This is a genomic window from Actinomycetospora sp. 2LY8.5 (genome assembly GCF_057180585.1).
In genome coordinates this window covers 139140-163064 of sequence record NZ_JBXUHE010000003.1, presented here as the reverse complement: position 1 = coordinate 163064, position 23925 = coordinate 139140, and the positions used below count along the sequence as shown (strand labels likewise).

25 protein-coding genes and 1 pseudogene are annotated in these 23925 nt (G+C 73.7%); 10 read left to right on the top strand and 16 right to left on the bottom strand.

Annotated features, from left to right (window positions below):
• Nucleotides 1–11: 11 nt before the first annotated feature.
• Both hrpB and AC2A1K_RS05160 read right to left on the bottom strand, forming a co-directional pair.
• A complete protein-coding gene (hrpB, locus tag AC2A1K_RS05165; protein ID WP_483895254.1) occupies nt 12–2471 on the bottom strand; it encodes an ATP-dependent helicase HrpB in 2460 nt (819 codons plus the stop codon).
• A gap of 425 nt (nt 2472–2896) precedes the next feature.
• Entirely contained in the window at nt 2897–3568 is a 672-nt protein-coding gene (locus tag AC2A1K_RS05160; RefSeq protein WP_483895253.1) for a winged helix-turn-helix transcriptional regulator, read from the bottom strand.
• Between the two features lie 111 nt (nt 3569–3679).
• Here AC2A1K_RS05160 and AC2A1K_RS05155 point away from each other — a divergent pair, with 111 nt between their 5' ends.
• The gene (locus tag AC2A1K_RS05155; RefSeq protein ID WP_483895252.1) at nt 3680–4654 is read left to right on the top strand and encodes an ATP-binding cassette domain-containing protein; all 975 of its coding nucleotides are present in this window, start codon (nt 3680–3682) and stop codon (nt 4652–4654) included.
• Nucleotides 4651–5496, top strand: a complete 846-nt coding sequence (locus AC2A1K_RS05150) for an ABC transporter permease (protein ID WP_483895251.1) — start codon at nt 4651–4653, stop codon at nt 5494–5496. Before AC2A1K_RS05155 ends, AC2A1K_RS05150 begins: the two co-directional genes overlap by 4 nt.
• Nucleotides 5497–5818: 322 nt before the next feature.
• Here the strand turns inward: AC2A1K_RS05150 and AC2A1K_RS05145 are convergent, their stop codons facing one another.
• Both AC2A1K_RS05145 and AC2A1K_RS05140 read right to left on the bottom strand, forming a co-directional pair.
• Entirely contained in the window at nt 5819–6214 is a 396-nt protein-coding gene (locus AC2A1K_RS05145; protein WP_483895250.1) for a Tn3 family transposase, read from the bottom strand.
• Between the two features lie 65 nt (nt 6215–6279).
• Nucleotides 6280–6411, bottom strand: a pseudogene (locus tag AC2A1K_RS05140) (Tn3 family transposase); the annotation flags it as partial.
• A gap of 567 nt (nt 6412–6978) precedes the next feature.
• Here AC2A1K_RS05140 and AC2A1K_RS05135 point away from each other — a divergent pair.
• On the top strand, nt 6979–7185 hold the full coding sequence (locus AC2A1K_RS05135) for a hypothetical protein (protein WP_483895249.1): 207 nt from the start codon (nt 6979–6981) through the stop codon (nt 7183–7185).
• Nucleotides 7186–7871: 686 nt separating this feature from the next.
• Complete coding sequence (locus AC2A1K_RS05130) at nt 7872–10223, top strand: HNH endonuclease signature motif containing protein (RefSeq protein ID WP_483895248.1); 2352 nt, start codon at nt 7872–7874, stop codon at nt 10221–10223.
• A 369-nt stretch (nt 10224–10592) separates the two neighbouring features.
• On the opposite strand, the gene AC2A1K_RS05125 is transcribed toward AC2A1K_RS05130, so the two are convergent.
• The 6 genes from AC2A1K_RS05125 to AC2A1K_RS05100 form a co-directional block, all read right to left on the bottom strand.
• On the bottom strand, nt 10593–11186 hold the full coding sequence (locus tag AC2A1K_RS05125) for a dihydrofolate reductase family protein (RefSeq protein ID WP_483895247.1): 594 nt from the start codon (nt 11184–11186) through the stop codon (nt 10593–10595).
• 283 nt (nt 11187–11469) lie between these two features.
• Nucleotides 11470–11796 (bottom strand): YnfA family protein, encoded by a 327-nt coding sequence (locus AC2A1K_RS05120; protein WP_483895246.1) that lies wholly within the window; start codon nt 11794–11796, stop codon nt 11470–11472.
• Nucleotides 11793–12533, bottom strand: coding sequence for a MerR family transcriptional regulator (locus AC2A1K_RS05115; protein ID WP_483895245.1), 741 nt, complete (start codon nt 12531–12533; stop codon nt 11793–11795). The genes AC2A1K_RS05120 and AC2A1K_RS05115 overlap by 4 nt, the downstream gene beginning before the upstream one ends.
• A 35-nt stretch (nt 12534–12568) precedes the next feature.
• On the bottom strand, nt 12569–13708 hold the full coding sequence (locus tag AC2A1K_RS05110; RefSeq protein ID WP_483895244.1) for an MFS transporter: 1140 nt from the start codon (nt 13706–13708) through the stop codon (nt 12569–12571).
• Nucleotides 13709–13725: 17 nt separating this feature from the next.
• The gene (locus AC2A1K_RS05105; RefSeq protein ID WP_483895243.1) at nt 13726–13851 is read right to left on the bottom strand and encodes a hypothetical protein; all 126 of its coding nucleotides are present in this window, start codon (nt 13849–13851) and stop codon (nt 13726–13728) included.
• Entirely contained in the window at nt 13844–14224 is a 381-nt protein-coding gene (locus AC2A1K_RS05100) for an ArsR/SmtB family transcription factor (protein ID WP_483895242.1), read from the bottom strand. Before AC2A1K_RS05100 ends, AC2A1K_RS05105 begins: the two co-directional genes overlap by 8 nt.
• Nucleotides 14225–14296: 72 nt before the next feature.
• Here AC2A1K_RS05100 and AC2A1K_RS05095 point away from each other — a divergent pair, with 72 nt between their 5' ends.
• The 3 genes from AC2A1K_RS05095 (at nt 14297) to AC2A1K_RS05085 (ending at nt 15526) form a co-directional block, all read left to right on the top strand.
• Nucleotides 14297–14734: an ArsI/CadI family heavy metal resistance metalloenzyme gene (locus AC2A1K_RS05095; RefSeq protein ID WP_483895241.1), complete on the top strand. Its 438-nt coding sequence runs from the start codon at nt 14297–14299 to the stop codon at nt 14732–14734.
• A gap of 91 nt (nt 14735–14825) precedes the next feature.
• Nucleotides 14826–15125 (top strand): hypothetical protein, encoded by a 300-nt coding sequence (locus AC2A1K_RS05090; RefSeq protein ID WP_483895240.1) that lies wholly within the window; start codon nt 14826–14828, stop codon nt 15123–15125.
• Nucleotides 15092–15526 carry a hypothetical protein gene (locus AC2A1K_RS05085; protein ID WP_483895239.1) on the top strand — a complete coding sequence of 145 codons (435 nt, stop codon included), beginning with the start codon at nt 15092–15094 and terminating at the stop codon, nt 15524–15526. Before AC2A1K_RS05090 ends, AC2A1K_RS05085 begins: the two co-directional genes overlap by 34 nt.
• A gap of 136 nt (nt 15527–15662) precedes the next feature.
• On the opposite strand, the gene AC2A1K_RS05080 is transcribed toward AC2A1K_RS05085, so the two are convergent.
• A complete protein-coding gene (locus tag AC2A1K_RS05080) occupies nt 15663–16757 on the bottom strand; it encodes a CHAD domain-containing protein (RefSeq protein ID WP_483895238.1) in 1095 nt (364 codons plus the stop codon).
• Nucleotides 16758–16940: 183 nt separating this feature from the next.
• Between AC2A1K_RS05080 and AC2A1K_RS05075 the strand changes: the two genes are divergently transcribed.
• Both AC2A1K_RS05075 and AC2A1K_RS05070 read left to right on the top strand, forming a co-directional pair.
• Complete coding sequence (locus AC2A1K_RS05075; RefSeq protein ID WP_483895237.1) at nt 16941–17255, top strand: hypothetical protein; 315 nt, start codon at nt 16941–16943, stop codon at nt 17253–17255.
• Nucleotides 17256–17684: 429 nt separating this feature from the next.
• Nucleotides 17685–18410 carry a PIG-L deacetylase family protein gene (locus AC2A1K_RS05070; protein ID WP_483895236.1) on the top strand — a complete coding sequence of 242 codons (726 nt, stop codon included), beginning with the start codon at nt 17685–17687 and terminating at the stop codon, nt 18408–18410.
• Between the two features lie 64 nt (nt 18411–18474).
• Here the strand turns inward: AC2A1K_RS05070 and AC2A1K_RS05065 are convergent, their stop codons facing one another.
• From AC2A1K_RS05065 to AC2A1K_RS05045, 5 genes are all read right to left on the bottom strand, one after another.
• On the bottom strand, nt 18475–19377 hold the full coding sequence (locus AC2A1K_RS05065; RefSeq protein ID WP_483895478.1) for an NADP-dependent oxidoreductase: 903 nt from the start codon (nt 19375–19377) through the stop codon (nt 18475–18477).
• Nucleotides 19378–19648: 271 nt separating this feature from the next.
• The gene (locus AC2A1K_RS05060) at nt 19649–20008 is read right to left on the bottom strand and encodes a hypothetical protein (protein WP_483895235.1); all 360 of its coding nucleotides are present in this window, start codon (nt 20006–20008) and stop codon (nt 19649–19651) included.
• A 57-nt stretch (nt 20009–20065) separates the two neighbouring features.
• Complete coding sequence (locus AC2A1K_RS05055; protein ID WP_483895234.1) at nt 20066–20515, bottom strand: hypothetical protein; 450 nt, start codon at nt 20513–20515, stop codon at nt 20066–20068.
• Nucleotides 20516–20554: 39 nt separating this feature from the next.
• Nucleotides 20555–22462, bottom strand: coding sequence for a CheR family methyltransferase (locus AC2A1K_RS05050; RefSeq protein WP_483895477.1), 1908 nt, complete (start codon nt 22460–22462; stop codon nt 20555–20557).
• Nucleotides 22463–22521: 59 nt separating this feature from the next.
• A complete protein-coding gene (locus AC2A1K_RS05045; protein ID WP_483895233.1) occupies nt 22522–23547 on the bottom strand; it encodes a chemotaxis protein CheB in 1026 nt (341 codons plus the stop codon).
• Nucleotides 23548–23649: 102 nt separating this feature from the next.
• On the opposite strand from AC2A1K_RS05045, the gene AC2A1K_RS05040 reads away from it, so the two are divergent.
• Nucleotides 23650–23919 carry a hypothetical protein gene (locus tag AC2A1K_RS05040; protein WP_483895232.1) on the top strand — a complete coding sequence of 90 codons (270 nt, stop codon included), beginning with the start codon at nt 23650–23652 and terminating at the stop codon, nt 23917–23919.
• Nucleotides 23920–23925 lie beyond the last annotated feature (6 nt).

The window sequence follows — 23925 nt, the reverse complement described above, 5'->3', positions numbered from 1 at the left end:
CTCTCCTCCTGTCACGGTCCCGTGGGACGTCGGCGTCGCGGGTCCTCCGGCCACGCGTGCTTCGGGTACCGGCCCCGCAGCTCCGCACGCACCTGCGGGTAGCCCGTGTCCCAGAACGACGCCAGGTCGGCGGTCACCGCCGCCGGGCGCCCCGCCGGCGAGAGCAGGTGGACGACGACGGGGACCCCGGCCAGGACGGGCGCCCGCTCCCAGCCGAACGCCTGCTGGACCGTCAGCGCGACGACCGGCGCCGCGGGGTCGGTGTAGTCGACGCGGACGCGGCGCCCCGACGGGGCCGTGACTGCGGGCGGCGCCAGCTCGTCCAGCCGGCCGGCCTCCGACCACGGCACGAGGTGGCGCAGCGCGGAGGCGACCGTCACCCGCGCGAGGTCGGCCCGGCGGCGGACCCGCGAGAGGTCGAGCCACTCGTCGAGACGTGAGAGCAGGGCCTCGTCGTCGACCGCGGGCCACGGCTCGCCGCGCGCCAGGTGCAGGAACGCCAGCCGGGCGCGCAGCGTCGTCGCCGCGTCGTCCCAGCGCAGCAGCCCGAGCCCGTCGGTGGCGAGGCCGTCGCGCACCGCGGCCGCGACCGCCGCCGGGTCGGGGTGGGCCAACGGCCGGCGGGCCAGCACGATCGCGCCGAGGCGCTCGCGGCGCTCCGCCACCACGTCGCCCTCCTCCCAGGCCACCACCGCGTCGTCGTGCCACCAGCCGGCGGCGGCCTCCCGGGCCCGGTCCTCGTCGACGGGCACGGCGAGCCGCACGCGCGCCACCCGGTCGCCCGGACCGCGCACGGCGTCGGCGACCGCGATCCACGGGCTGCCCCGCAGCCGCGACCCCGCGGCGAGCTCGACCCCGGTGCCACCGGTCGTCAGGTACTCGCGGGCGTCGTCGCCCCGGGCCCGCGCGATCCGGTCGGGGTACGCGAGGGCCACGACCGTCGCCGCGTCCTGCGTACCCGGACCCCCACGAGGGGTCACCTGACGGAGCCTGCGCACCTCCGCCCGCCACCGCGGGTCGTTCGACGCCCGGGCCGCGCGCCGGCGTTCCTCGAGGTCGTCGGAGTCGCCCGGGACGTCGGCGGTGAGCAGCGCCACGACCTCGGTGGCGGTGTCCGCCCCGACGGTCTCCGCGCCGTCGAGCAGCGCGCGCCCGAGCCGGGGGTGCACACCGGCCGTCGCCACGGACCGTCCCCGCTCGCTGATGTGCCCGCCGTCGTCCGGACTTCCTCCCGTCGCTGCGCTCGCCCCGATCAGCCCGAGCCCCCACAGCACCGTCCGTGCAGCATCGAACGCCGCGACCGGCGGCGGGTCGAGCAGGGCGAGCCCCGCGGCGGCCGGCGTGCCCCACCGCGCGAGCTGCAGCGCGAAGCCCGCGAGGTCGGCGTGCGCCACCTCCGGAGCGTCGACGCGGTCGCGGTGCGTGTGCTCGGCCTCCGACCAGCAGCGGAACACCGTCCCGGGCGCCTCGCGACCGGCGCGTCCGGCGCGCTGGGTCGCCGACGCCTGGGAGGCGACCACGGTGACCAGGGCGTCCAGCCCGCGGGCGTGGTCGGTCCACGGCCGCCGCGAGAGCCCCGCGTCGACGACGACCCGCACACCGGGCACCGTCAGGCTCGTCTCGGCGATCGCGGTCGTCAGGACGACACGGCGGCCGTCAGCGGACCCACCCAGCACCCGGTCCTGCTGCGCCGCGTCCTGCCCGCCGTGCAGCGTGAGGACCTCGGCGTCGACGGCACCGAGCCGCCGGGCGACGTCGTCGATCTCCCGGCGTCCGGGCAGGAACACCAGGACGTCACCGGCGGCCTCGGCCAGCGCCCGGCGCACCACCGCGCCCACGTGGTCGAGCAGGTCCGGCTCCACCCGCATCCCGCGTGGTGGCGGGACCGGACGCGGCGGCGGGCTCCAGACGACGTCGACGGGGTGCAGCGGGTCGGGGGCCGTGACCACGGGGCCGTCGAGGGCGACCGCCAGGTCGTCGGCGGCGGCCGTGGCCGAGGTCGCCAGCAGCCGCAGGTCCGGGCGCAGCGCGGCGCGCGCGTCGACGGCGAAGGCCAGCGCGAGGTCGGTGTCGAGGTGGCGCTCGTGGCACTCGTCGAGGACGACGGCGTCGACACCCACGAGCTCCGGATCGCGCTGCAGCCGCGCCACGAGCAGCCCCGTCGTGACGACCTCGACCCGCGTGTCCGGACCGGTGCGCCGCTCGCCGCGGATCGCGTACCCGACCCGCCCGCCCACCGGCTCGCCGAGCAGCCACGCCATCCGGGCGGCCGCGGCGCGCACGGCGACGCGGCGCGGCTCGGCGACGAGGACCCGTCCGCCGACCGTCCCGGCGAGCGCGAGCGGCACCAGGGTCGTCTTGCCGGTGCCGGGCGGGGCGACGAGGACCGCCGCCCCTCGCTCGCCCAGCACCGCCTCGAGCTCCGGCAGCGCCGCGCGCACCGGAAGGTCGAGGTCGACCTCGTCGATCACACCTGTCGGTCTACCAGTCGCACAGCCCTCACCGGATCATGGCGGTCACCCGGATCTCGACCCGCATCGACTCGTGCCCGAGCACCGTCATCCCGGTCTCCGTGCTCCCTCGACGCCGAGCTGGCGACCGCCGTCGGGCGTCTCCAGCGGGCCCGCGCGGAGCTCCGCACCATCCGGCCGCACGCGGTCGCGACCGGCCGCCGCGATGGCCGCGTCCTCGACACACCGCGGCCTCCGGCCCGTTCACGAACGAGGAACCCCCACCGCGTGCCGGCACCCGGCACGACGAGACGCGGACACGCCTGGTCAGGACCTCACGGTCCCGCGGTGGTTCGACCGGGCACCAGGGCCATCAGCACCGCACCGATCACGGCCGGTGGAAGTGCACGGCGTGGCCGCTCCCGAGGGGAGGTGCGGCGCGCTGCTCAGGGCCCCTGAGTCGTGTTGACCGGGGCGGGACGGGGGAAGCAGTTCAGCACGCGGGCGGCCGTCTCGTCGTCACCGTAGAGCGTTGCCTCCCCTTCGGCGATGGTGGTGTGAAGTGAGCGCCCCGCGAAGACCAGTGCTCGGAGGATGTGCGGTTCAGTGGTGAGCACGGCGGTGGGCTCCTTGGCCGGTCCGCGTTGGATGGTGACCTGCTGCTCATCGACCGTGAGCGTGTACGCCTCAGGGGGGAGCCGTAGCTCGACCCGGGCGTTGAGGGCGTGGGCACGGTCCGGCGCGAACGTGGTCCGCAGTGCGAGCATGAGTGCGTCGGTGCTGAGTTCGCCGGCGACGGCGGGCGGGGTGCGACTGCCCCAACTTGCGAGGGCGAGCAGGACGGGTTCGAGCGCGGCGCCATCGCTGGTGAGCTCGTAGACCCGGCTACTGGCGGGAGGGCCGAGCGCGCGGCGACGCAGGACGCCGGCGGCCTCAAGCTCACGCAGCCGTGCGGACAGCACGTTCTCGCTCATCCCGGGCAGTCCGCGGACCAGGTCGCGGAAGCGTTTCGACCCCAATAGCAGCTCGCGGACCACGAGCAGCGCCCATCGGTCCCCGACCATGTCCAGCGCCCGTGCGACACCGCACGGGTCGTCGTAGCTGCGCTTCACCGGCACGACCACAGTCTAGCACTCGGACTTGCTCTTTCGCAGCTAACACTCCTATATTAGGAGAATTCGATAGACGGAGCTGGCCACCGTCACGACTGGACACACAGGAGAGCGTTCATGTGCTCGAGTACGGAGCTCGCGATCGAGACCAGAGGTTTGAAGAAGAGCTTCGGCAAGACCCGCGCGGTCGCCGGTGTGGACCTGGCCGTGAGCGCCGGGAGCGTGTACGGCGTGCTCGGTCCGAACGGGGCGGGCAAGACCACCGCGATCCGCATGCTGGCCACGTTGCTGCGCCCCGACGGCGGAGAGGCGCGAGTGCTCGGCTACGACGTCGTGCGTGATGCGCGTTCGGTACGGAGCCGGGTGGGCCTGACCGGACAGTTCGCGTCGGTCGATGAGGACCTCACCGGGGTGGAGAACCTCATGCTCCTCGCCAGGCTGCTCGGCTACTCGCGCCTGCGGGCCAAGCGGCGGGCAGCCGACCTGCTCGGCGCGTTCGGCCTTGCCGATGCCGCCGACCGGCAGGTCAAGAAGTACTCGGGCGGGATGCGCCGGCGCATCGACATCGCGGCCAGCCTCGTCGTCACCCCGGAACTGATCTTCCTCGACGAGCCGACGACCGGGCTCGACCCGCGCAGCAGGAACCAGGTCTGGGAGATCGTCCGCGGCATGGTCGCCGAAGGCACCACCGTGTTGCTCACCACGCAGTACCTCGACGAGGCCGACCAGCTGGCCGACCGCATCGCGGTGATCGACCACGGTAGGGTCATCGCCGAGGGCTCGAGCGGCCAGCTCAAGGCATCGGTCGGTGCCGGCTCGCTGGATGTACGCCTGCGTGCGCCCGAGCAGCGGGCCGAGGCCGTGCGTGCACTCGCCAGCGTTCTCGAGGTGCCGGTCGAACCGTCTGCGGACCCGGTCGCGCTCTCCGCGCGGATCTCCGACCCCGAACGGGTCGCCCGGTCCCTGGCCGAGCTGTCCCGCTGCGGCATAGACGTCGCCGAGTTCGCGCTCGGCCAGCCGAGCCTGGACGAGGTGTTCCTCGCCCTGACCGGGCACCCGGCCGAGGGGACACCCGAGGAGGATGCCGCATGACGGCCACGTCCGCGGAGCAAGCGCCGGCGCCGGTCACCGAGGACGCGCTGCGCGGTGTGCTGTTGGCCGGCGAGCGGCCGTCACAACCCGGTCCGGTGCGCACCTCGTTGACCTTCGGCTGGCGGGCGCTGCTGAAGATCAAGCACGTGCCCGAACAGCTCGTCGACGTGACCATGTTCCCGATCATGTTCACGCTGATGTTCACCTACCTGTTCGGCGGGGCGCTCGCCGGGTCGACACAGGCGTACCTGCAGTTCCTGCTGCCCGGCATCTTGGTGCAGGCGAACGTCATGATCACCATGAACACTGGCATTACGCTGAACACGGACATTCAGAAGGGCGTGTTCGACAGATTCAGGTCACTTCCGGTGTGGCGACCATCCCCGCTGGTCGGCGCCCTGCTCGGCGATGTGATGCGCTACTCGATCGGGTCGGTGATCGTCATCGCGCTCGGCCTGGTCCTCGGGTTCCGGCCGGAGGGTGGCGCCGTCGGGGTGGTGCTGTCGGTGGCGCTACTGCTGGTGTTCTCGTTCTGCCTGTCGTGGCTGTGGACGATGCTCAGCCTGATCCTGCGCACGCCGAACTCGGTGGCGGGGGTCAGCATGATGCTGATGTTCCCGCTGACGTTCGTGAGCAACATCTTCGTGGACCCGAAGACGATGCCCGGGTGGTTGCAGGCGGTCGTCGAGGTCAACCCGATCACCCACCTGGCAACCGTGGTACGCGGCCTGATACACGGCTCGGTGCCCAGCGGGGAAATCGGCTGGGTGCTGGTGTCGTCCGTACTTCTCGTCGCGGTGTTCGGTCCCATCACCATGGTCCTCTACCGCAACAAGAAGTAGACGCCGCTACAGTTCGCGCTGGACCGCGAGCACTTGGTCGATATCAACTCCGATAATCCGGCCTGCTCGGCCAGCGCCATCACCGGTACCAGGCCGGACACGACACCAGGCTCTCGTCATCGAACAGTGGCTGCGCTCGCGACCAACCATCAGATGGCGTCATTCTCAGTGGTTTTCTGGATCGCGTGAATCGGAATGTAGACAACCCCGTTCTCTTGATCCAGAAGGCACTCCCTCGTTCAACGCACCGCCCCTCGCCCTACCAGTCCATTGGTAGTCAGGGGGCGCGGTGCCCGGGGTGCGGGTCCGTTTCCCCATCCGCTTACGGGACGGTCTCGTCCGGGACCGTGGTGGGGGCGGCGAGGTCAAGGCGGGTGTCCATGTCGAGGCTGAACCGGCCGTACGGGTTGATGTTCGACCAGCACAGCGGAGACAGGCCGCGCTGGTCGTCGACCCCGAGCCGGGCGGCCCAGATCGGGTCGTCGAGCACACGTTGGAGCAGCAGGGTGTTGACATGCACCAGCGCGGGTTGGAGCAGGTGTAGCGCGAGCATCGACACCTCGGCGTGCTCGCGGTCGGGTCCGGCGAGGTCGCCGTCGTTGCCGTAGCGGATGACCCCGTTACCGGAGTTCCACTGCTCGACGACCTGCAGCCCGCCGTGGACCTCGTGCCGCAGGTCGGGGTCGGCGAGGTAGTCGCAGGCGAAGATGGTGCGCACCGCCCCCGGCCGAGCTCCTCGAGCGCGGCGTAGGTGGGGTGCTTGGGCCCGCCCCGGGTGAACCGACGCAGGATCGACTCCGACTCCGCGGTCCCAAGCCGCAGCGCGGTGGCGTACGTGACCATCTGGTCGTACTGCTGGGCGATCAGCTCCCAGCGGATCGGGCGGGTCACCACGTCCCCGAGATGCGCGTACATGGCGGTGTCGTCGGGGCGGTAGAGCCGGACAGAGCCGATGTTCTTGAGCCACCGAGCCCGACCGCTCCGGAGGGCCCGACCGCTCCGGAGGGAAGGACATCTGCGGATCATGCGGCACCTCGGGCGAGGACGAGTCGAGAAGCACCGAGGTCGACCGCACCAGGCCCAGCTGGGTCGTCTGCCGGCCCAGGACGGCGTCGTGGAGCCAGCCCGAGGCCGTGCGCACGCGGTCCCGGGCATCGAGAGCAGGTGGTGACCGCGCGTGATCACCTTCGCAGGGGAGGCCGGCGAGACGCAGGCACAGTGGGTTGGCCGCGGCGTCGGTGCTGCCGAGGTCCCGCGCCGGTAGGAGCGAGGCCTGCCGCGCCCGAGCGACGCGGTGACGTTGCGCCCCGCGAGCCTGCCCCGGCGGTCGGCGTGCTGGGCGGTCATCGCCGTGTGGCGATCCGGCTGCTTCGGGTCGGGGACGGCGGCGGCGTCGGCAAGCGCTTACGGCGTCACCCAGCACGCGTTGCTCGATGGTATTGAGGTGGTTCGCCGGATACGCAGCGTGCATGCTTCTCCACCATGACCGCAGCGCCGCACGACGCCGAGGTCCCTCGCGAGCAGGGCTCGGAGGCCGCTCGCCCGCAGGTCCATCTCGACGGGACGTACGACAACCCGGTCCTGCGGGTCTTCCGCACCGCCGAGTGGGTGCCGCCGGCGTACCGGCAGGCCTACCTCGACGGCGCCGCGGCCGTCCTCGGCACCGAGCGCTTCAGCAGCGACGGCTGACGCGGCGGGCGTACGCGGTCCGGGCGACGACGGTTCTCACGATCTGACGCGAACGGGCAGGGCCCGTCCCCATCGGTCCACTCGAGGGGAGACGCCGAGGGCCCGTCCCGACCGAGCGGCCCTCGCCCTGGGGCGAGCGCAGGCGGTGACTACGGCCGCCCGGGCCGCCCGCGAGCGCAGCGTGGAGGGACGGCTGCGGCGGTGGCGGCAGCGACGGGACGAGCGCCGGTCACCGAGATCTCCCCCGAGACCGAGGCGGTCCTGCGGGAGCGCCTCGTCACCCCGCGGGGTGCCGTCGACGCCCGTCCGGGCCGATACTGAGGTGGGTGGAGCCCCTCCACGGCGGCGGAGACCCGGGCGCCGACCGGTTCGCCACGCTGCAACGCGCCCGGCCGGTTCTGGCCCGGGCCGGGGCGACGCGGGAGCGGGCCCGCGAGCTGCAGGCCCAGGCGATGCTCCGCTCCCTGCTCGGCTGGGTCGCCGGGTGCGACCGGCATGGTCGGCATGGTCGGCGTGGTCGGCATGGTCGGCATGGCGCGGGTGTGTCGGCGTGGCGGTCGCTCCGGTGTCGAACCTCGGGATCGCCACCAGCTCGGTTGCGCGACAGGCCGGGGCCGCGATCGTGGTCGTGACCTGGGGTTCTTGATCCACTAAGGCTGTCGGGGGTCGGGTCTAGCGTGCAACTCGTGAGCATCGAGGAGCGCCGCACCGGCCCGTCGGTGCCGTCCGACGTCCTCGATGCGGTCGAGCTCGCCGATCTGACCGGGGCCGAGGTCGTGGAGCACGCGCGGGCGTGTTTCCGGTCCCGCAACCGCGCCACCGCCCGGTTGCTGGTCGCGCTGCACGAGACCGGTCGCGCGGTCGAGGGGCGCAAGGGCCGCCGGGCGCTGCTCGACGAGTTCTCCGCCGACGAGCCCGCCGCGGCGTTGGGCTGGTCGCGGGCGATGGCGACGCGCTGGCTCGACCTGGCCGACGACCTGCTGGGCCGGCTGCCCGAGGTCCACGCCGCCCTGCGCGGCGGCGACCTCGACGACACCAAGGCCCGAGTGATCAGCGACTGGACCCGCGACCTGACCGACGACCACGCCCACCGCGTGTGCGAGGTGGTGCTGCCCGAGGCGCCCGAGCTGCCGGTGGGGGCGCTGATCGAGCGACTCCAGCAGGTCGCGGGCGCGCTGGACCCGGAATGGGCCGCGCGGCGCGAGAGCAACGCCGAGAAGCGCGCGCGGGTGCTCGCCTCGCGCAACCCCTCGGGCACCGCGAACGTGTGCGGCTACGACCTGCCCCTGGAGCGTTCCGCGGTCGCGATGGCGCGCATGGAGGCGATCGCGGCGGCGCTGCGTCGCCGCGGGGTCACGATGAAGATCGAAACGCTGCGCGCGCACGTCTACCTGGCGCTGTTCGACGGCACCGCCGCCGGCCTCGACGACGACACCCTGATCGACCTGCTCGCCGCCGACCTCCAACCCCCTGACACCGACCCCGACGGGCCAGACAACGACGGGCCCGACCACCACGGGCCGGACAGCGACGGGCCAGCCGACAGGCCGACCGACGGGCCAGACGACGGGCCGACCGACAGGCCAGCCGACAGGCCAGACAACAGGCCAGACAACAGGCCAGACAACGGCCCAGACGACGGGCCAGACGACGGGCCGACCGACGGGCCGGACGACGGGCCGGACGACGGGCCGACCGACGGGCCGACCGACGGGCCGACCGACGGGCCGACCGACGGGCCGACCGACGGGCCGACCGACGGGCTGGACGACGGGCCAGTCGGGCTCGACGGCGACCGCCCGGACAGCGAGCCGGACGAGCACACCCCGAGCGAGACCCATTGCGATGGCGACGAGCCCGACTGGCCCGGTGACGACGCCGAGGGGCAGGCGCCGCGAGCGTCGCGGGTCCGCGATGGCACCCTGGAGATCCGGCTGCGGTTGAGCACCGCGCTCGGGCTCGACGATCTGCCCGCCCAGATCCCCTTCTGGGGCACCATCACCGCCCCGACCGCCCGATCCATGATCGAGCGCTACCGCCGCGGCTCCTGGCACATCGTGCTCACCGACCCCGACGGACGCCTCGAACACATCCTGCTCGCCCGCCGCCGACCCACGCCAGCCCCACCACCAGCCCCGCCGCCAGCCCAGCCGCTCGGGATCGGTCGACCACCCGGCCCCCGCCGCCACCAGCGGCGGGGGCGAGCCGGACCAGCCATCGTCGAACTCCAGGTTCCGACGACGCTGCTCGCCGCCCTCGACCCCGACGACCACCCCGCCTGGGCACCCCTGCTCACCGAGCTGCGCCACCGCCTGGTCGAGATCACCGACCCTGACACCGGCCGGCCCCCCGGCGCACCCGACCAGCACATCGCGCCCGCCGACGCCCGCCACCGCCGCCCCAGCGCCGAGATCGCCCGCTGGGTCCGCACCCGCGACCGCCACTGCGTCGCGCCCTGCTGCCGCCGCGCCGCCCACGGCAGCGACCTCGACCACACCATCGACCACGCCCGCGGCGGGCCCACCCTCAGCCGCTCCCTCGGCGCCTGGTGCCGCCACCACCACCGCGCCAAACACGACGCCGGCTGGCGCGTCACCCAACCCGAACCCGGCCGCTTCCTGATCACCACCCGCGCCGGCGCCCGCTACCGAACCCCACCCCGCCGCATCACCGACCCACTCCCGGCACCCTGCCCCGCCGCCACACCCCGCCCGCTACCACCCCGCGAGGTGAACCACGACCCCGACCCCGACCCCGATGGCGACCCGGACGACGACCCGTTCCTCAGCGACCTCCTGCGCGGCCACCGACCGCCCCCACCGACCGACCCCGACCCCGACGTCCACGACCACGACCACGACCACGACCACGACCACGACAAGGGCGACGACCAGAGCGACGCCGCCCCGAACCCCCCGCCGAAACCCACCACCCTGCGCGCCCTCCTGCGCCAGGCACGCGACGACGCTCAGACACGTCGCCGGACACCGACCCGCACGGCGTCGACCGAGCCCGACCTCGACCCACCGCCCTTCTGAGGCCGCGGCTGCTCCAGCTGTTGCCACTGCTCCCGGCCGTTGCCACTGCTCCCGGCCGTTGCCGCTGCTCCCGGCCGTCGCCGCTGCTCCAGGCGGTTGCCACCTCCCGCTGGCCCGTTCCTCGCTGCCCTGTGAGCGACCGACCAGACCGGCTAGGGCCACCGATCGGTAGTCGGTCGGGTCGGTCGAGGAGGCGGCGGCACGAACCGCCGCGCGTCGTCCACCGAGCAGGTAGAGGCCTCGACGGCCACCCCGCGGGCCGCCAGTGTCTCGCTGAGCTCGTCGATGCCGTCCTCGCCCTGGTCGGCGGCCACGTGGTCGGAGGGCTCGGTCCCGTTGCTGACCGGCGGGCGGTCCGGAATGCTCGTCTCAGCCGCGGCTGACGTGCAGCGTCGGCCGGTAGACCAGCTCCTGGATGTCGCCGTCGAGCGTCCGGTGCTCGAGCAGCTCGAGGTCGAAGTCGTCCGCGCCGCCGAGTACCGGACCCTCGCCTGTCCTCCCGGTGATCACGGGGAAGAGCGTCACCTGGATGCGGTCGACCAGGCCGGCGGCCATGAGCGCCCAGTTCAGCGAGAGGCTGCCATGGGACCGCAGCGGCACGTCGGACTCCTGCTTGAGCCGACGCACGATGTCGATCGCGTCGCCGCTCGCGACGGTCGCGTCGGGCCACTCGAGCGGCTCCTGCAGCGTCGACGACACCACGGTCATGGGCATGCTGCGCATCCGGTCGACCCACGGGTCGCGCACGTCGGACTCGTCGGTGCTCTCGGCCAGCATGTCCACGAACTGCCGGAACGTGGTGGCCCCTAAGACCATCCGGTGCACGATGTCGAACGAGCGCAGGCGGTGCTCGAGCAGCTCGGGGCCCTGCTTGCCCCAGTAGCCACCCCAATCGCCGTCGCCCCCGTAGGAGCCGTAGCCGTCGAGGCTGGAGAAGACGTCGAAGGTGTACGTGGCGGTCATCGGGTCCTCCGTCAGGTGCCGACCGGCCCGTTGCCGGTCCCCTCACTGCGACGACGAACGGGCCGGGCGTCGTTTCGACACCCGCTGCGGGGAACCTCCGGCTGTCGGGTCCGCGACGCCGTGCCGGCGTCCGGCCGCCGCGAACCGCCGGACCTCGCCGGAGTCACGCGCCCACATCCGGGGGGACTGTGCGCACCACCCTCGCCGCACTCGCGGCCGCCCTGCTCGCGCCGGTGCCCTGGTCGTCCTGGTCGAGCGCGGCGCCTGCGCCCTCCGTCGCCGCTCACCGCGGGGCGTACATGATGATCCCGACGCCGACCAGGCAGACGAGGGCGCCGACGACGTCGAAGCGGTCGGGCCGGTAACCGTCGAGCACCATGCCCCAGGCCAGCGATCCGGCGACGAAGACGCCGCCGTAGGCCGCGAGGATGCGACCGAACTGCGCATCGGGCTGGAACGCGGCGGCGAAGCCGTAGAGCCCCAGCGCGAGGATGCCGAGCCCCGCCCACCACCAGGCGCGCCCTTCCCGGACGGCCTGCCAGACGAGCCAGGCGCCGCCGATCTCGAGGACGGCGGCGACGACGAACAGGGCGATGGACCGCAGGGTCACGCGTCGGGCTCCCCGAACAGCTCGTGGACCAGGACCAGGGCGTCGTCGGGTGCCCGCACCTCCATGGTGGGCGGATCGGTGAAGCGCAGGCCGATGTCGAGGAAGCGGCAGCACGCGGCCTCGGCGGCGGCGAGGTCGGCCAGCTCACCGAGGCGGACACCCGCTGGGTCGAACGTCAGCGCGACGCCTCCGGAGACGGCGGCCCGGGACGTCACGGCGCCCAGCGCCGAACGCCACCGGCCCAGGCGCTCGGTACGCTCCGAGCCGTTCAGCGTGCACGCGATGACCTGGTCGTCCGAGGGAGCGAGCGGGAGTTCGTGCAGCGTCGGGCGGGCCTGGCCGAGGAAGGCGCACGAGGGATCGCAGGGGCCGTCCCGGTCGATCGCCGCGAGCTGTTGCCGGGCTCGCCGCAGCCGCGCCGCGAAGTTCCGCAGCTGCTCGATGCGTTCCTCGGTGTCCGCGAGGTGACGTTCCAGCAGGGGGCCCAGCTCGCCCTGCACGTCGACGCACAGGCCGTGCTCCCACGGCTCGAGCAGGCGGCGGATCTCGGGCAGCGGCAGGCCGAGGCTCTTGGCGGTGCCGATGAAGGTCAGCCGCTCCACGGCCGTGTCGTCGAAGAGCCGGTAGCCCGAGGCCGATCGGCGCGCCGGGAGCAGGCCCTCGGTGTCGTAGTACCGCACGGTGCTCGCCGGCACGCCGGTGCGGGCCGCGAGCTCGGAGACCTTCAACCCGTCCACGCCCGAGAAGGTAGACCTGGCAGTGGGCTCGAAGGTCAAGCGCGCGAGCGGATGAGCACGGTGAAGGTACCGACGGACGCCCACGCCACGATCCCGACGGCGATGAAGGCGGCGTAGACCCCGGTGAAGCCGAGGGCCGGGGCGAGCGCGGCGGCGGCGACCGGGGCGAGCAGACCGGCGAGGCCCCACCCGGTGAAGACCAGCCCGAAGGTGGCGCCGAAGCACTCGGGCGGGGTGACGTCGGCGGTCGCGGCCGGTGTCAGCGTGGACAGAGCCCCGTACTGGGTCCCGAGCACGAGCAGGGCGACGAGGGCGACGGGACCGTCGACGCCGAGGGCGAGCGGGAGGCAGGCCAGGACCAGGAGCGCGGCGTTCGCGTGGAGGGCGGCCGGGCGGCCGATGCGGTCGGAGACCGGACCGGCGATCAGACGTCCGGCGAAGTTGCCGACGTTGAGGAGGGTGACGGCGAGCGCGACGCTCGAGGCCGTCCCCGCGAGCGCCCCCGCCTGGGCGAACGCGGCGAGCGCCGGCGCGCTCCCCAGCCCGAACGCCAGCCACAGGGCCACGGTCGGCGCCCTGCGAGGCCGGACTCCGTCGGACGCCGTGGCGGCCGCCCTCCGTTCGGGAGCGGCGCCGGGGACGAGGACCGCGGCGACGACCAGGAGGGCACCGAGGGCGACGGCGAGCAGGGCGAAGGTCGCCGGACGTCCCACGTCGTCGAGAAGGGTCGAGGCGACCGGCGCGAGCACGGCCGTACCGACCGCGTAGGCGCTGACCACGAGCCCCAGGGCGAGACCGCGTCCGGTCGCGACCGTGCCGGCCACGCGGACGGCGGTCACGTAGCCGACGCCGCTCGAAGCCCCGACGAGGACGCCGAACGCGAGCACCAGCGTCGCGACCGAGCCCGAGGCCGCGCTGCCGCACAGGCCGGCGACCATGCCGATCGCCGCCGCCACCGCGAGCCGGCGTGGCGGCACGCGATCCGCGACACGACCTCCGAGGACCACCGCCGTCATGAAGGCGACCAGACCGACGGAGAAGACCCCGGCCAGGGCGGTGTCGGTCGCGCCGAGCTCGCGGCCCAGGGCGTCGGTGAACACGTCCCACGCGAAGAGCGGGCTGACGGCGAGGTCGAGCAGCACCGCGCCCGTCAGCGCACGCTTCGTGCTGACCATCGCTCCGCCCGGACCGGCTACCGGGTCACACGGTGGTAGCCGCGACGAGCTCGCCGCGCACGGTCGGACTCGGTGCGGTCGACCTCCTCGGCGGGCGCGCAGCGCCCGCGGACGAACAGGACCTCGGGGCGATGGTCAGCCATGGCGGGCCTTCTCGGGCACGAGCACCGCGGACATCGCCGCGAGCAGTTCGGGACGGACCCGGTAGTAGACCCAGGTGCCGCGCCGCTCGCCGGTGATCAGGCCCGCCTCGCGCAGCACCTTGAGATGGTGCGAGATCGTCGGGCCGGACAGGTCGAACACGTCGGTCAGGTCGCAGACGCACGCCTCACCGCCGGCGTGGGAGGCGATCAGCGAGAGCAGGCGCAGGCGGACGGGGTCGCCCATCGCCTTGAACACCCGTGCCAGCTCGATCGACTGCTGCGCCGAGAGCGGCTCACGCGCCAGCGGTTCACCGCAGCCCACCAGCTCCGCGAGCTGGGTCGGCACCCGCTCCCCGCCCGCCTGATTCGACATACTTCTACCTTGACACTCGTCGAATCACGGAGCAACCTCTGTTTCGAGAAGCGTCGAAACAAGGAGGACGTCATGTCTCGTGTGCAGCTCGCCCTGCGGGTCTCCGACCTGGAGGGATCGATCCGCTTCTACTCCCGGCTCCTCGGCGTGGACCCGGCCAAGCGCCGACCCGGGTACGCCAATTTCGCGGTCGCCGAGCCGCCGCTGAAACTGGTCCTGCTCGAGGGCGAGCCCGACCGGCCGACGGTGATGGACCACCTGGGGGTCGAGGTCGAGACCACCGACGAGGTCGGCGACGCCACGGCGCGCCTGTCCGAGCTGGGACTGGTCACCCGGGTCGAGGACGACACCACCTGCTGCTACGCGCGTCAGGACAAGGTGTGGGTCCAAGGCCCGGGCCACGAGCCGTGGGAGGTCTACACCGTCACGGCGGACTCCCCGGTCTTCGGCCCCGAGGGGGTCGTCACGCCCCGGGCGGCGGTCGACGACGGGCCCACGGCACGCTGCTGATCGCCACCTCGAGGTGACCCCGAGGCGAACACCCGACGACGACACGCGCGCCGCACGACACGGGCATCGCGCGGGCCGCCATGCTCGGGCCGTGGTGCACCTGGTGCGCGTTCCGCACTCGGCCTCCGACAAGGTCCTGGTCTCGCTGCGCGCCGAGGAGGACGACGAGGAGACGATCGTCGCCGTGCGCGGACGGGTGCGCGTCGCCGAACCGGACGTGGCCGACCGTCTGGAGCAGCTGCTCCACGCCACCGTGGCCCACCGACGGGCCGCGGGGCTCCCGGTGACAGCAGATCTCGACGCACTGCTCGAGCGCGCGACGGGCGACGTGGCGGGGCGGCGGCCGCGACGCGAGAGGTGCCCGAGGAGACCGGGGTCGCCATCAGCGTGACCGCGGTCGCCTGGGTCGATCTCGACGACCGTGGACCGACCGGCCTGGTTGATCGACTCGGTGTGACCGACGAGGCCGTGCGGGGGCGGCGGATCGCCGGCCACGGCGAACTAGGCTCGGCAACCGTGAACGACACAGCGGTCGATCGGGAACGGCTCGCGATCACGGCTCGGTCCGTCGTGGCGAACCTGGAGCAGCTGGAGGACGGCCGGCTCGACGCCGACGGTCGCGCCCGGGTCGCGCGGCTGGCGGAGCAGCTGGCCGGCGAACCCGGTGGGGCGGACGAGTCCTCGGTGTCCGCGGCCGCCGGTGAGCTCCGGACCCTGCTGGCGTCCAGCGACGGGGACACCGAGCACACGTGGGTCGTGTGGCTCGACGACGCCCTCGCCGGGGGCGAGTGATCACGTGACCCGGCGTCGACGCCGTCCCGTTCCGCGCACGCTCGTCGGCCCGGTCAGCGCGACGACGGCGGTCGGCCGTGGAGTCGCCGCGGGCCGGGGAGCCCGGCTACCTCGAGGCGAGCTCGCCCGGGCCTGATCAGGCGGCGTCCGCCAGCCCCTTGCGCAGCTTGGGTCGGGTGTAGACCGCGACGGCAGCCGTCAGTGCCTCGTCGGCGATCACGCGGCGGGCGCCGGCCTCCGCGTGCAGTACGCCGTAGGTGAAGCTCGGCTCGCCGGCGCGATGGGCCAGGTCGGCCAGGTCGACCAGCCAGTGCGCGACGGCCTCGCTGCGGCGCCGCTGTTCGAGGGCGCCGGCCAGCGCGTCCGCCGCGTCGGCCAGCTTGCGGGCCTGCTTGCCCAGCACCGCGCGGGAGACCCGGGCGGTCGTCGCGACCGTGTGCGCCGCCGTCGCGACCGGGCCCAGCTCCGGGTCCTTCGCCTCGACGACGGCGTCGGCGGCCTCGCGCGCCGCGACGTCGGCGTCGGCGAGCACGCGGGCCAGGACGCGGACCGTCTGCTTCGGCTTGCGGCCGCCGATCGGCGCGGTGAGCACGAGCTGGTCGGCGTGCGCGAGCAGGCTCGTCCACTCGGGGCGGGTGAGCATCGCGGCGACGGCCTCACGGCGCTCGGTGGTGCGCGACGCGACGACGATCCCGACCCGTGCCTCCACCGGCCCCTGGCGCAGGGTGGGGTCGAGGTCTTCGAGGAGCTCGTCGAGCACGTCGACCGTGCCGTCGAGCGCCCGGGCCTCCTCGACCGTCGACCGCGCCCACGCGAGCTCCGCGCGCAGCGCCGGGAGCTCGCCGCCCTCGATGAGCGGCGCGAACCCGGTGACGACGGCCTCGAGGTCGGCCAGCGCCTCCGCGAGGCGCTCCACGTCCGGCTCGTCGGAACCGCGCCGCGGGACGACGGGCTCGTCGCCGTCCGGCGTCTCGTCCTCCGCGGCCGGCACCGTCACCGAGGTGCCGCCGGCGTCGCGGTTCTCGCCGTCGGTGTCGTCCTGTGTCTCCACCGCCTCGTCCACCGCCTCGTCCACGGCCTCGTCCACCGCCTCCTCCACGGCCTCCTCCACGGCCTCCTCCACGGCCTCGGCCGACGGCGTGGTCTCCGGTTCGACGGCCGCGTGGAGAGCGGCGACGCGGTCACGGATCGCGGCGAGGACGACGGTGGAAGCGGAGACGGTGTTCGACACGGCCCAGACATACCCCAACTGCTCGTGACCATCCCGGTCGACTCGACGGCGGCCCGACACACACCTGCAGCCCAGGATCGCGATCCTCGGCGGCCGGAGCGGTGGGTCGCCACGTTGCGGTGCCTGACAGGGTGGCGGCCGCACCGGGGTACTCCCCTGGTCCCGACGGCCCGAAGGAGCACCGTGTACCTCGATATCGCCACCGACGGAGTCGAGCTGCGCCAGCCCGAGAACGTGAAGGACCTGTACGCGTCCTACTGGGAGCGTCTCGGCCCGGACACGATCACCCGGCTGCTCGCCGAGAACGACGCGGGCGAGCTGTCCGAGGACCGCCAGCACATCATGATCCCCGTGGCGACACTGCGGCGGATGGCCGCCGGGCGCGTCCCCGAGGGCTGGGACGCCGAGTTCGACGGCATGCTCGAGAAGGCCCGGGAGCGCGGCTGGCTCAACGAGGCCGGCGACGCCGTCCAGGCGCACCTCGAGCGGGAGCGCTAGCGTCGGCGAGCGGTTCGAGAGCTGCTGCTGGCCCTGCCGCCCGTCGACCGTGCCGGAGAAGACCGTGGACGCGTCGACCCGCGCGGGCAGGTGCCGGCCCGGTCGCCTCCGCGGGCTCCTGCGCGGGCAGCTCCGCGGGCAGCTCCGCCGGCTCGGAGACGGACGATCGAGAGGAGCGCCATCGGGGTGTGGTCCCCGACCGCCCGTCCCGCCACGGCGGTGGCGGCCCGGAGGTCGCCGACGGGCGCAGCGTGACCGTCGGTGCATCGTCGTGCTGGTACGGCGGCTGCTGGCTCTTGCGCGGCGTCCTCGGCGGGAGCGATGTGGGCGGAGCGAACGCTACGACCGCGACGATCACCGGCAGAGGTCGGCGTGAGGGATGCAGGAGCGCGCCGGTCGGAAGCAGTAGTCGTGATCTAGGCTTCGGCCGTGACCGAGCCCGTGAGCCGCGCCCTGGCCGTCGTCGCGCATCCCGACGACGTCGACTTCGGTTCGGCCGGCACCGTCGCCGCCTGGACCGCGGCCGGGATCGCCGTGTCCTACTGCCTGGTGACCAGCGGGGACGCCGGCGGGTTCGACGACACCCCGCGCGATCAGATGGCCGGGCTGCGCGAGGACGAGCAGCGCGCCGCCGCCGCGGAGCTCGGCGTCACCGACCTGACCTTCCTGCGCTACGCGGACGGGGAGGTGACGCCGAGCCTCGCGCTGCGCCGCGACGTCAGCCGGGTGATCCGCCGGGTGCGCCCGCAGCGGGTGCTCACCCAGTCGCCCGAGTACTTCTGGGAGCGGCTCGGCGTCTCGCACCCGGACCATCGCGCGACGGGCGAGGCCGCCCTGGCCGCGGTCTACCCCGACGCGCGGAACCCGTTCGCGCACCCGGAGCTGCTCGCCGACGAGGGCCTCGAGGCGTGGACGGTGCCCGAGACCTGGCTCATGGGGTGCCCGCCGGAGCGCGTGAACCAGGTGGTCGACGTCGGCCCCACCCTGCCGTCCAAGATCGCCGCCCTGCGCGCGCACCGGTCCCAGACCGCCCACCGCGACGACCTCGAGACGTTGATCAGCGGCCTGCTCGCCCGCAACGCCGAGCGCTTCGCGTCCCTCGCCACCGGCGGCGAGAAGTACGTCGAGGCGTTCCAGGTGGTCGACACCGCCTGACTCCGGTCCGGTGCGGCGGCACCGGCTCGGCGTCGAGCAGCGGGCGCAGTCCGGACGGACACGCTCAGACAGCGGGCGCCAGGACCACGACCTTGCCGCGCAGGGTGCCCGCGTCCGCCTCGGCGTGGACCGCGCCCAGGTCGGCCAGCGGCACCCGCCGATCGACACCGATGCGGAGCTCACCGCGGTCGACCATCGTCACCAGCCGCGCGAGCTGCTCGGCGTCGCTGCGGACGAAGACGTCGACGGCACGCACGCCCCGGGCCTCGTCGGCGGGCGCGGGCGTGCGGGGCACCGTGTTCACGACGACGCCGCCGTCCCGCACCAGGGTGACGAGCGCGTTCAGCTGCTCCGGGGTGATCGTGGCCAGGTTGAGCAGCACGTCGACCGGCTCCCCCACCGCGGCGAGCACGTCCGTGGCGGTGTGGTCGACGACCTCGTCGGCACCGAGCGCCGTCAGCCGCTCGCGGCTGCCCGACCCGCCGACGGCGACGACGTGGGCGCCGGCGTTCTTCGCGAGCTGCACGGCGTACCCGCCGACCCCGCCGCTCGCGCCGTTGATCAGCACGCGCTGCCCGGTGGTCAGCTTCGCGTCGTCGACGAGCGCCTGCCACGCCGTGAGCCCCACCATCGGCAGCGCGGCGGCGTCGGCGAGCGGGACGCGGCGCGGCGCCGTCGCGAGGGTCTCCGCCGGCGCGACGACGTACTCCGCGGCCGCGCCGTCGGCCCGCATCGGGAGGAACCCGACGACCTGGTCGCCGACCTGGAAGGCGTCGACGCCCTCGCCCAGCGCGTCGACCGTGCCGGCGACCTCGACGCCGGGGGTGTGCGGCAGCGTCACCGGGAACGGGCCCTGCAGCCAGCCACCGCGGATGCCGTCGTCGACGAGGTTGAACGCCGACGCCGCGACGCGGACGCGCACCTGGCCGGCGGCGGGGACCGGCTGCTCGACGTCCTCGTACCGCAGGACCTCGGGGCCGCCGTACTCGTGCGCCCGACGACGACCGCAGCGTCACCGTCACCATCACCGATGCCGGGCGCGCGCTCATCGCGAAGGTCCTCCCCGGCCACGAGGAGGTCGTCAGCCAGCAGCTCTTCGAGCCGCTCTCACGTGACGACACCCGCACCCTCGCCGGCCTGCTCGAGCCGGTCCGCGACCACATGCGCGCGGCCCCGCCCCGGTCCGCGGCGACCCGTCGCCGCCGGACCACCCCCTAGCCGAGGCCGCCGCGGCTGACTCACGCCGTGGCCCGCGGCTCCCCGAGGTCGAGCTCCAGGATCTGCTGACAGCGCTGCCGGATGCGCTCGAGGTCCTCGCGGCCGCGGCCGGCCGCGGCCCGGAGCCGGTCCTGTCGCGGACCCGGCGAGACGGCGAGGGTCATGCGGTCCAGCTCCGCCACCGTCCGCTCGTAGTGGCGGCGCAGGTCGGTGAGCACCTGCAGGGTCTGGTCGCGCAGCGCACACGCCTCGCAGACCAGCGAGTTCTTGAAGTTGAGCTCCTCGCACACGAGCTCCAGCGCGCCCTTCGTCACGCGCGGCCGGGGGGAGCTGTCCGCGGAGCCGGTGCCGGCCGGCTCTCGCGGCGGGTCGTCGTCCACGGTGCACAGCATGGCCCGTCACGTCCTGCCGCCACCAGGTCGGTCCCGGGCACGGGATCAGGACCCGCCCTCGTCGTGCTCCGCGCTGGTCAGCGCGCTGGCGCCGGCCTGGCGGTCCACGTCGTGCTGCTCCCGCTGCTCCAGGGTCGTGAAGCGGCGCAGCGCGTCACGGGACCGTGCGATCCGTTCGCGCGCCCGCTCGATGGCCTGCTGGTCCCGGTCGAGCGCCCGCTCGGCCCGCTCGACGACGCCCGGAACGTTCGCGCCGAGCGTCCGGGCCGTGGCGTCCATCCGGGCCTCTCGCTCGTCGGCCCGCGCCTCCCGGGCGTCGGCGGCCCGCTCCCGACGGTCGGCCCGGGCCTCCCGGTGGTCGGCATCGACGTCACGACGATCGGCGGCCTCGTCCCGGGCGTCGGCCCGCGCCTCCTGCTCGGACAGGAGCTCGCGCCGCCGCGTCAGTGGGCCGTCCGCACCACCGCCGGGCCCCGCCGCAGACGTGTCACCCATGCACCGACTGTAGGACCCCGGACCACGTCACGTCACTGCTCAGGACGTCGACGGCAGGCCCTCCGGACCGACCCCGTCGCCCTGCTCCACCGCCTCCGCCGGATCCGCAGCCCCGTCCGCCTGGTCCGCCTGGTCCGCCTGGTCCATCAGCACGATCGCACCCGTCGGGCCTCTGTTGCGCAGCCGCAGCGGCGACGCCGACAGCGCGAGCTGCACCGTCCGGCCACGCCGGTTGATCGCCTCGAGACGCAGCGTGTCGTCGGACCCGCCGTTGAGCGCTCCGCGCACGAGCGGGCGGAGGCGTTCGGTGGGCAGTCCGATGTCGAGGTTGAGCAGGTGCTGGCCGATCGTCTCGTCGGCGCGCAGGCCCCAGAGGTCGTCGGCCTGCCCGTTCCAGGCCCGGACGATCAGCTCGGTGTCCACCACGACGACCGCGGTGCGCAGGCTGCCCAGCACCGATTCGAGGAAGTCGTTGGCCTCGTCGAGCTGGCTGGTGCGTTCGCGGAGCTCGTCGTTCATGGACTGGAGCTCGTCGTTGGTCGACTGCAGCTCCTCGTTGGTGGTCTCCAGCTCCTCCACCGTCGACTGGAGCTCCTCGTTGGTGGTCTCCAGCTCCTCCACCGTCGACTGCAGCTCCTCGTTGGTGGTCTCCAGCTCCTCCACCGTCGACTGCAGCTCCTCGTAGGCCGTCTCCACCTGCCGGTGCGCGGCCTGGAGCTCGCCGTTGAGGCGCTGGTAGCGGGTGACGTCGGAGAAGAACGCGGCGACCGCCGGGCCGCCGCCGTTCGCCTCGCTCTCCAGCGGCACGAGCTGGACGTCGAAGTAGAGCGTCTCGGTGGCCGAGCGGGAGAACTGCACCTCGTGCAGCCACATGGAGTTCCGGCTGCGGCGCACGTCGTCGTAGGCGCTGCGCAGCCCACCCACGCGCTGACAGAGGTCCAGGTCGGTGAAGTTGCGGCCGATCTCACGCTTGGTGACCCCGAGCTGGGCCTCGGCACGCTGGTTGGTCGTCGCCACGATCTGGTCGGAGTTGACGACGATCGTCGCCAGCGGGCTGTGCAGCAGCGTCTCGTCCTCGAGGCGCACCTCGCGGCCGTTGCGGCTCTCGTCGAGGCGAGCGGCGACGGCGAACCGCTGACCGGGGTCGACCTGCTCGGCCTTGCGGAAGAACCGCCGCTTGAGGTCGATCGGCAGGAACAGCCGGGCGTGGCTGAGCAGCATCTCGGCCTTCCCGAGGAACAGCACACCGGTCGGGTTGAGGGCGAAGTGGAAGCGGCGGAGCACCTGGGCCTGGGTCTCGGCGTTCAGGTACATCAGGGTGTTGCGGCAGACCAGCAGGTCCAGGCGCCCGATGGGCGCGTCCTGCACGAGGTCGTTGCGGCCGAAGATGACGCTGTGCCGCAGGTCGCCGCGGAAGGTGAAGCGGGAACCGTTGCGCTCGAAGTACTTGTCCCGCAGGTCCTCGGGCAGGGACTGGAGGTCCTTCTCGACGTAGGTCGCCTGCCGGGCCGTGGACAGGGCGTCCTCGTCGACGTCGGTCGCGTAGACCTTCACCCGCCGGCGGAACTCCTCGATGCCGACCTGCTCGGCGAGCAGGATCGCCAAGGCGTAAGCCTCCTCACCGCTCGCGCAACCCGCCGACCACACCCGGATGCTCTCGCCCCGCGTCTTGGGCGCCAGGAGGGCAGGCACCACCTCCTGCTGCAGCTCCCGCCACGCCTCCGGGTCCCGGAAGAACCCCGTGACGTTGATGAGGATGGTGTTGAAGAGCTGGGTGAACTCGTTCTGGTCCACCTGGAGGCGGTCGAGGTACTCCGTGAAGCTCTCGACCTCGACCTGCTGCATCCGTCGCTCGACGCGGCGTTGCACGCTGGAGCGCTTGTAGCCGGTGAAGTCGAAGCCCCGGCTCTCCTTGATGAACTCGAGCAGGTTCTCGAAGTCGGTGATGCCCTTGCTCGTGCCCTCGCCGCCGCCCTCGCCACGGCCCTCGGAGTTCTCCTCCGTGCTCACCGCACGCTCCCGTCGTCACCGTCGGTCTCGTCCCCCGGGTGGGCGCCCCCGCCGGTCAGCAGGCGGCGCAGGACGGTCGCCGAGCGCAGGGCCTCCCGCGCCTTGTGCCGCGACCGATCGGCCACCCTGTCGGCGCCACTGCCCTCCGCGGACGTGGCCATCCGGCGGGCGAGCGCCATCTTGTCCTCCAGCGCCCGCAGTGCGGCATAGAGGGCACGCTCGACCGCCTCGTCCTGCTGCGCACCGAGGCTCACCGCGGACCAGGCGTGCCCCGTCCGGCACCGGTACCGCGGGCGGTCCTCGCTGCCCAGGTCGAACAGCGGCCCCGAGCAGTCGGGGCAGCTCAGCGCCGCCGGCTTGCCCGGGGGATCCTGCTCGGTCATCTCGGGCTCCTCGCCCCGGCTGATCCGCACCTCGTAGGTCAGCTGGGCGGACGGGCGCGCGGCCCCGAGCGGCGGCCGCGCGCTGATCTCGGCGAGCACCGGACCGATGTCGCGGGCCCGCCGCACGAGGGCCCCCGGCACCTGCCCGAGCGCGGCGGTCGGCATCCCGTCGTACAGGGCCTCGGTCGGCTCCTGCACGACCGCCGTCCCGCCGTGCCGGACGATGTCGAGCAGGCCCGCCGCGCCGTCGTCGAGCATGCCGCTGAGCACGACCCCGGTGGCCCGGGGTCCCGCCGCCAGCGCCAGCGACCGGAACAGCGGGTCGATCCCGGGACGGTGCCCGTTCTCCTTCGGACCCCGCGCCAGCCGGGCGTGACCGTCGACGACGTGCAGATGGCTGCCCGGCAGCGCTACGAGCACGCGTCCCGGCGCGAGCGCTTCGCCGTCCCGCGCGCCCGTCACCGGGAGAACGCACCGCGCGTCCAGCAGGCCCGCCAGCACGGTCGGAGCATCCGGAGCCTGGTGCACCACCACCAGCACGGTGGCGTCCAGGTCGGCGTCGAGCCCGGCGACCAGGTCGAACAGCGCCTCGATGCCTCCGGCCGAGGCGCCGATCCCGATCAGGCGCAGGTCGTTCATCGGAGGCCCCCAGGACCTGTGTGTCGTCGCGACCCGGTCGCCGCTGTGCGAGGGTAGCGGCAGGACCGCGGCAATCTCACTTCGCCGGTTCGGGAGGTCGTGGTGCACGAGGACGTCGACGCCGGGGCCGCCACGCGACGGGCGCACCGTCACAGCGCCGAGCTCACCGATCGACTCGCCCGGCTCGCCGACGAGGTGGCCGACTCGGAGGAGAAGGTGGCGGCGGCGTACGAGGAGGCCGCCCGCGTACGGCCCCATGCCGCGGAGCGCCTGCACGGCGCCGCGCAGGAGGCGCGCGACTTCGCCGAGCGGGAGCGCGAGCACGCCCGCCGGGTGCGCGAGCAGCACGAGAGCACCGACCAGGGGGCTTGAGCAGGC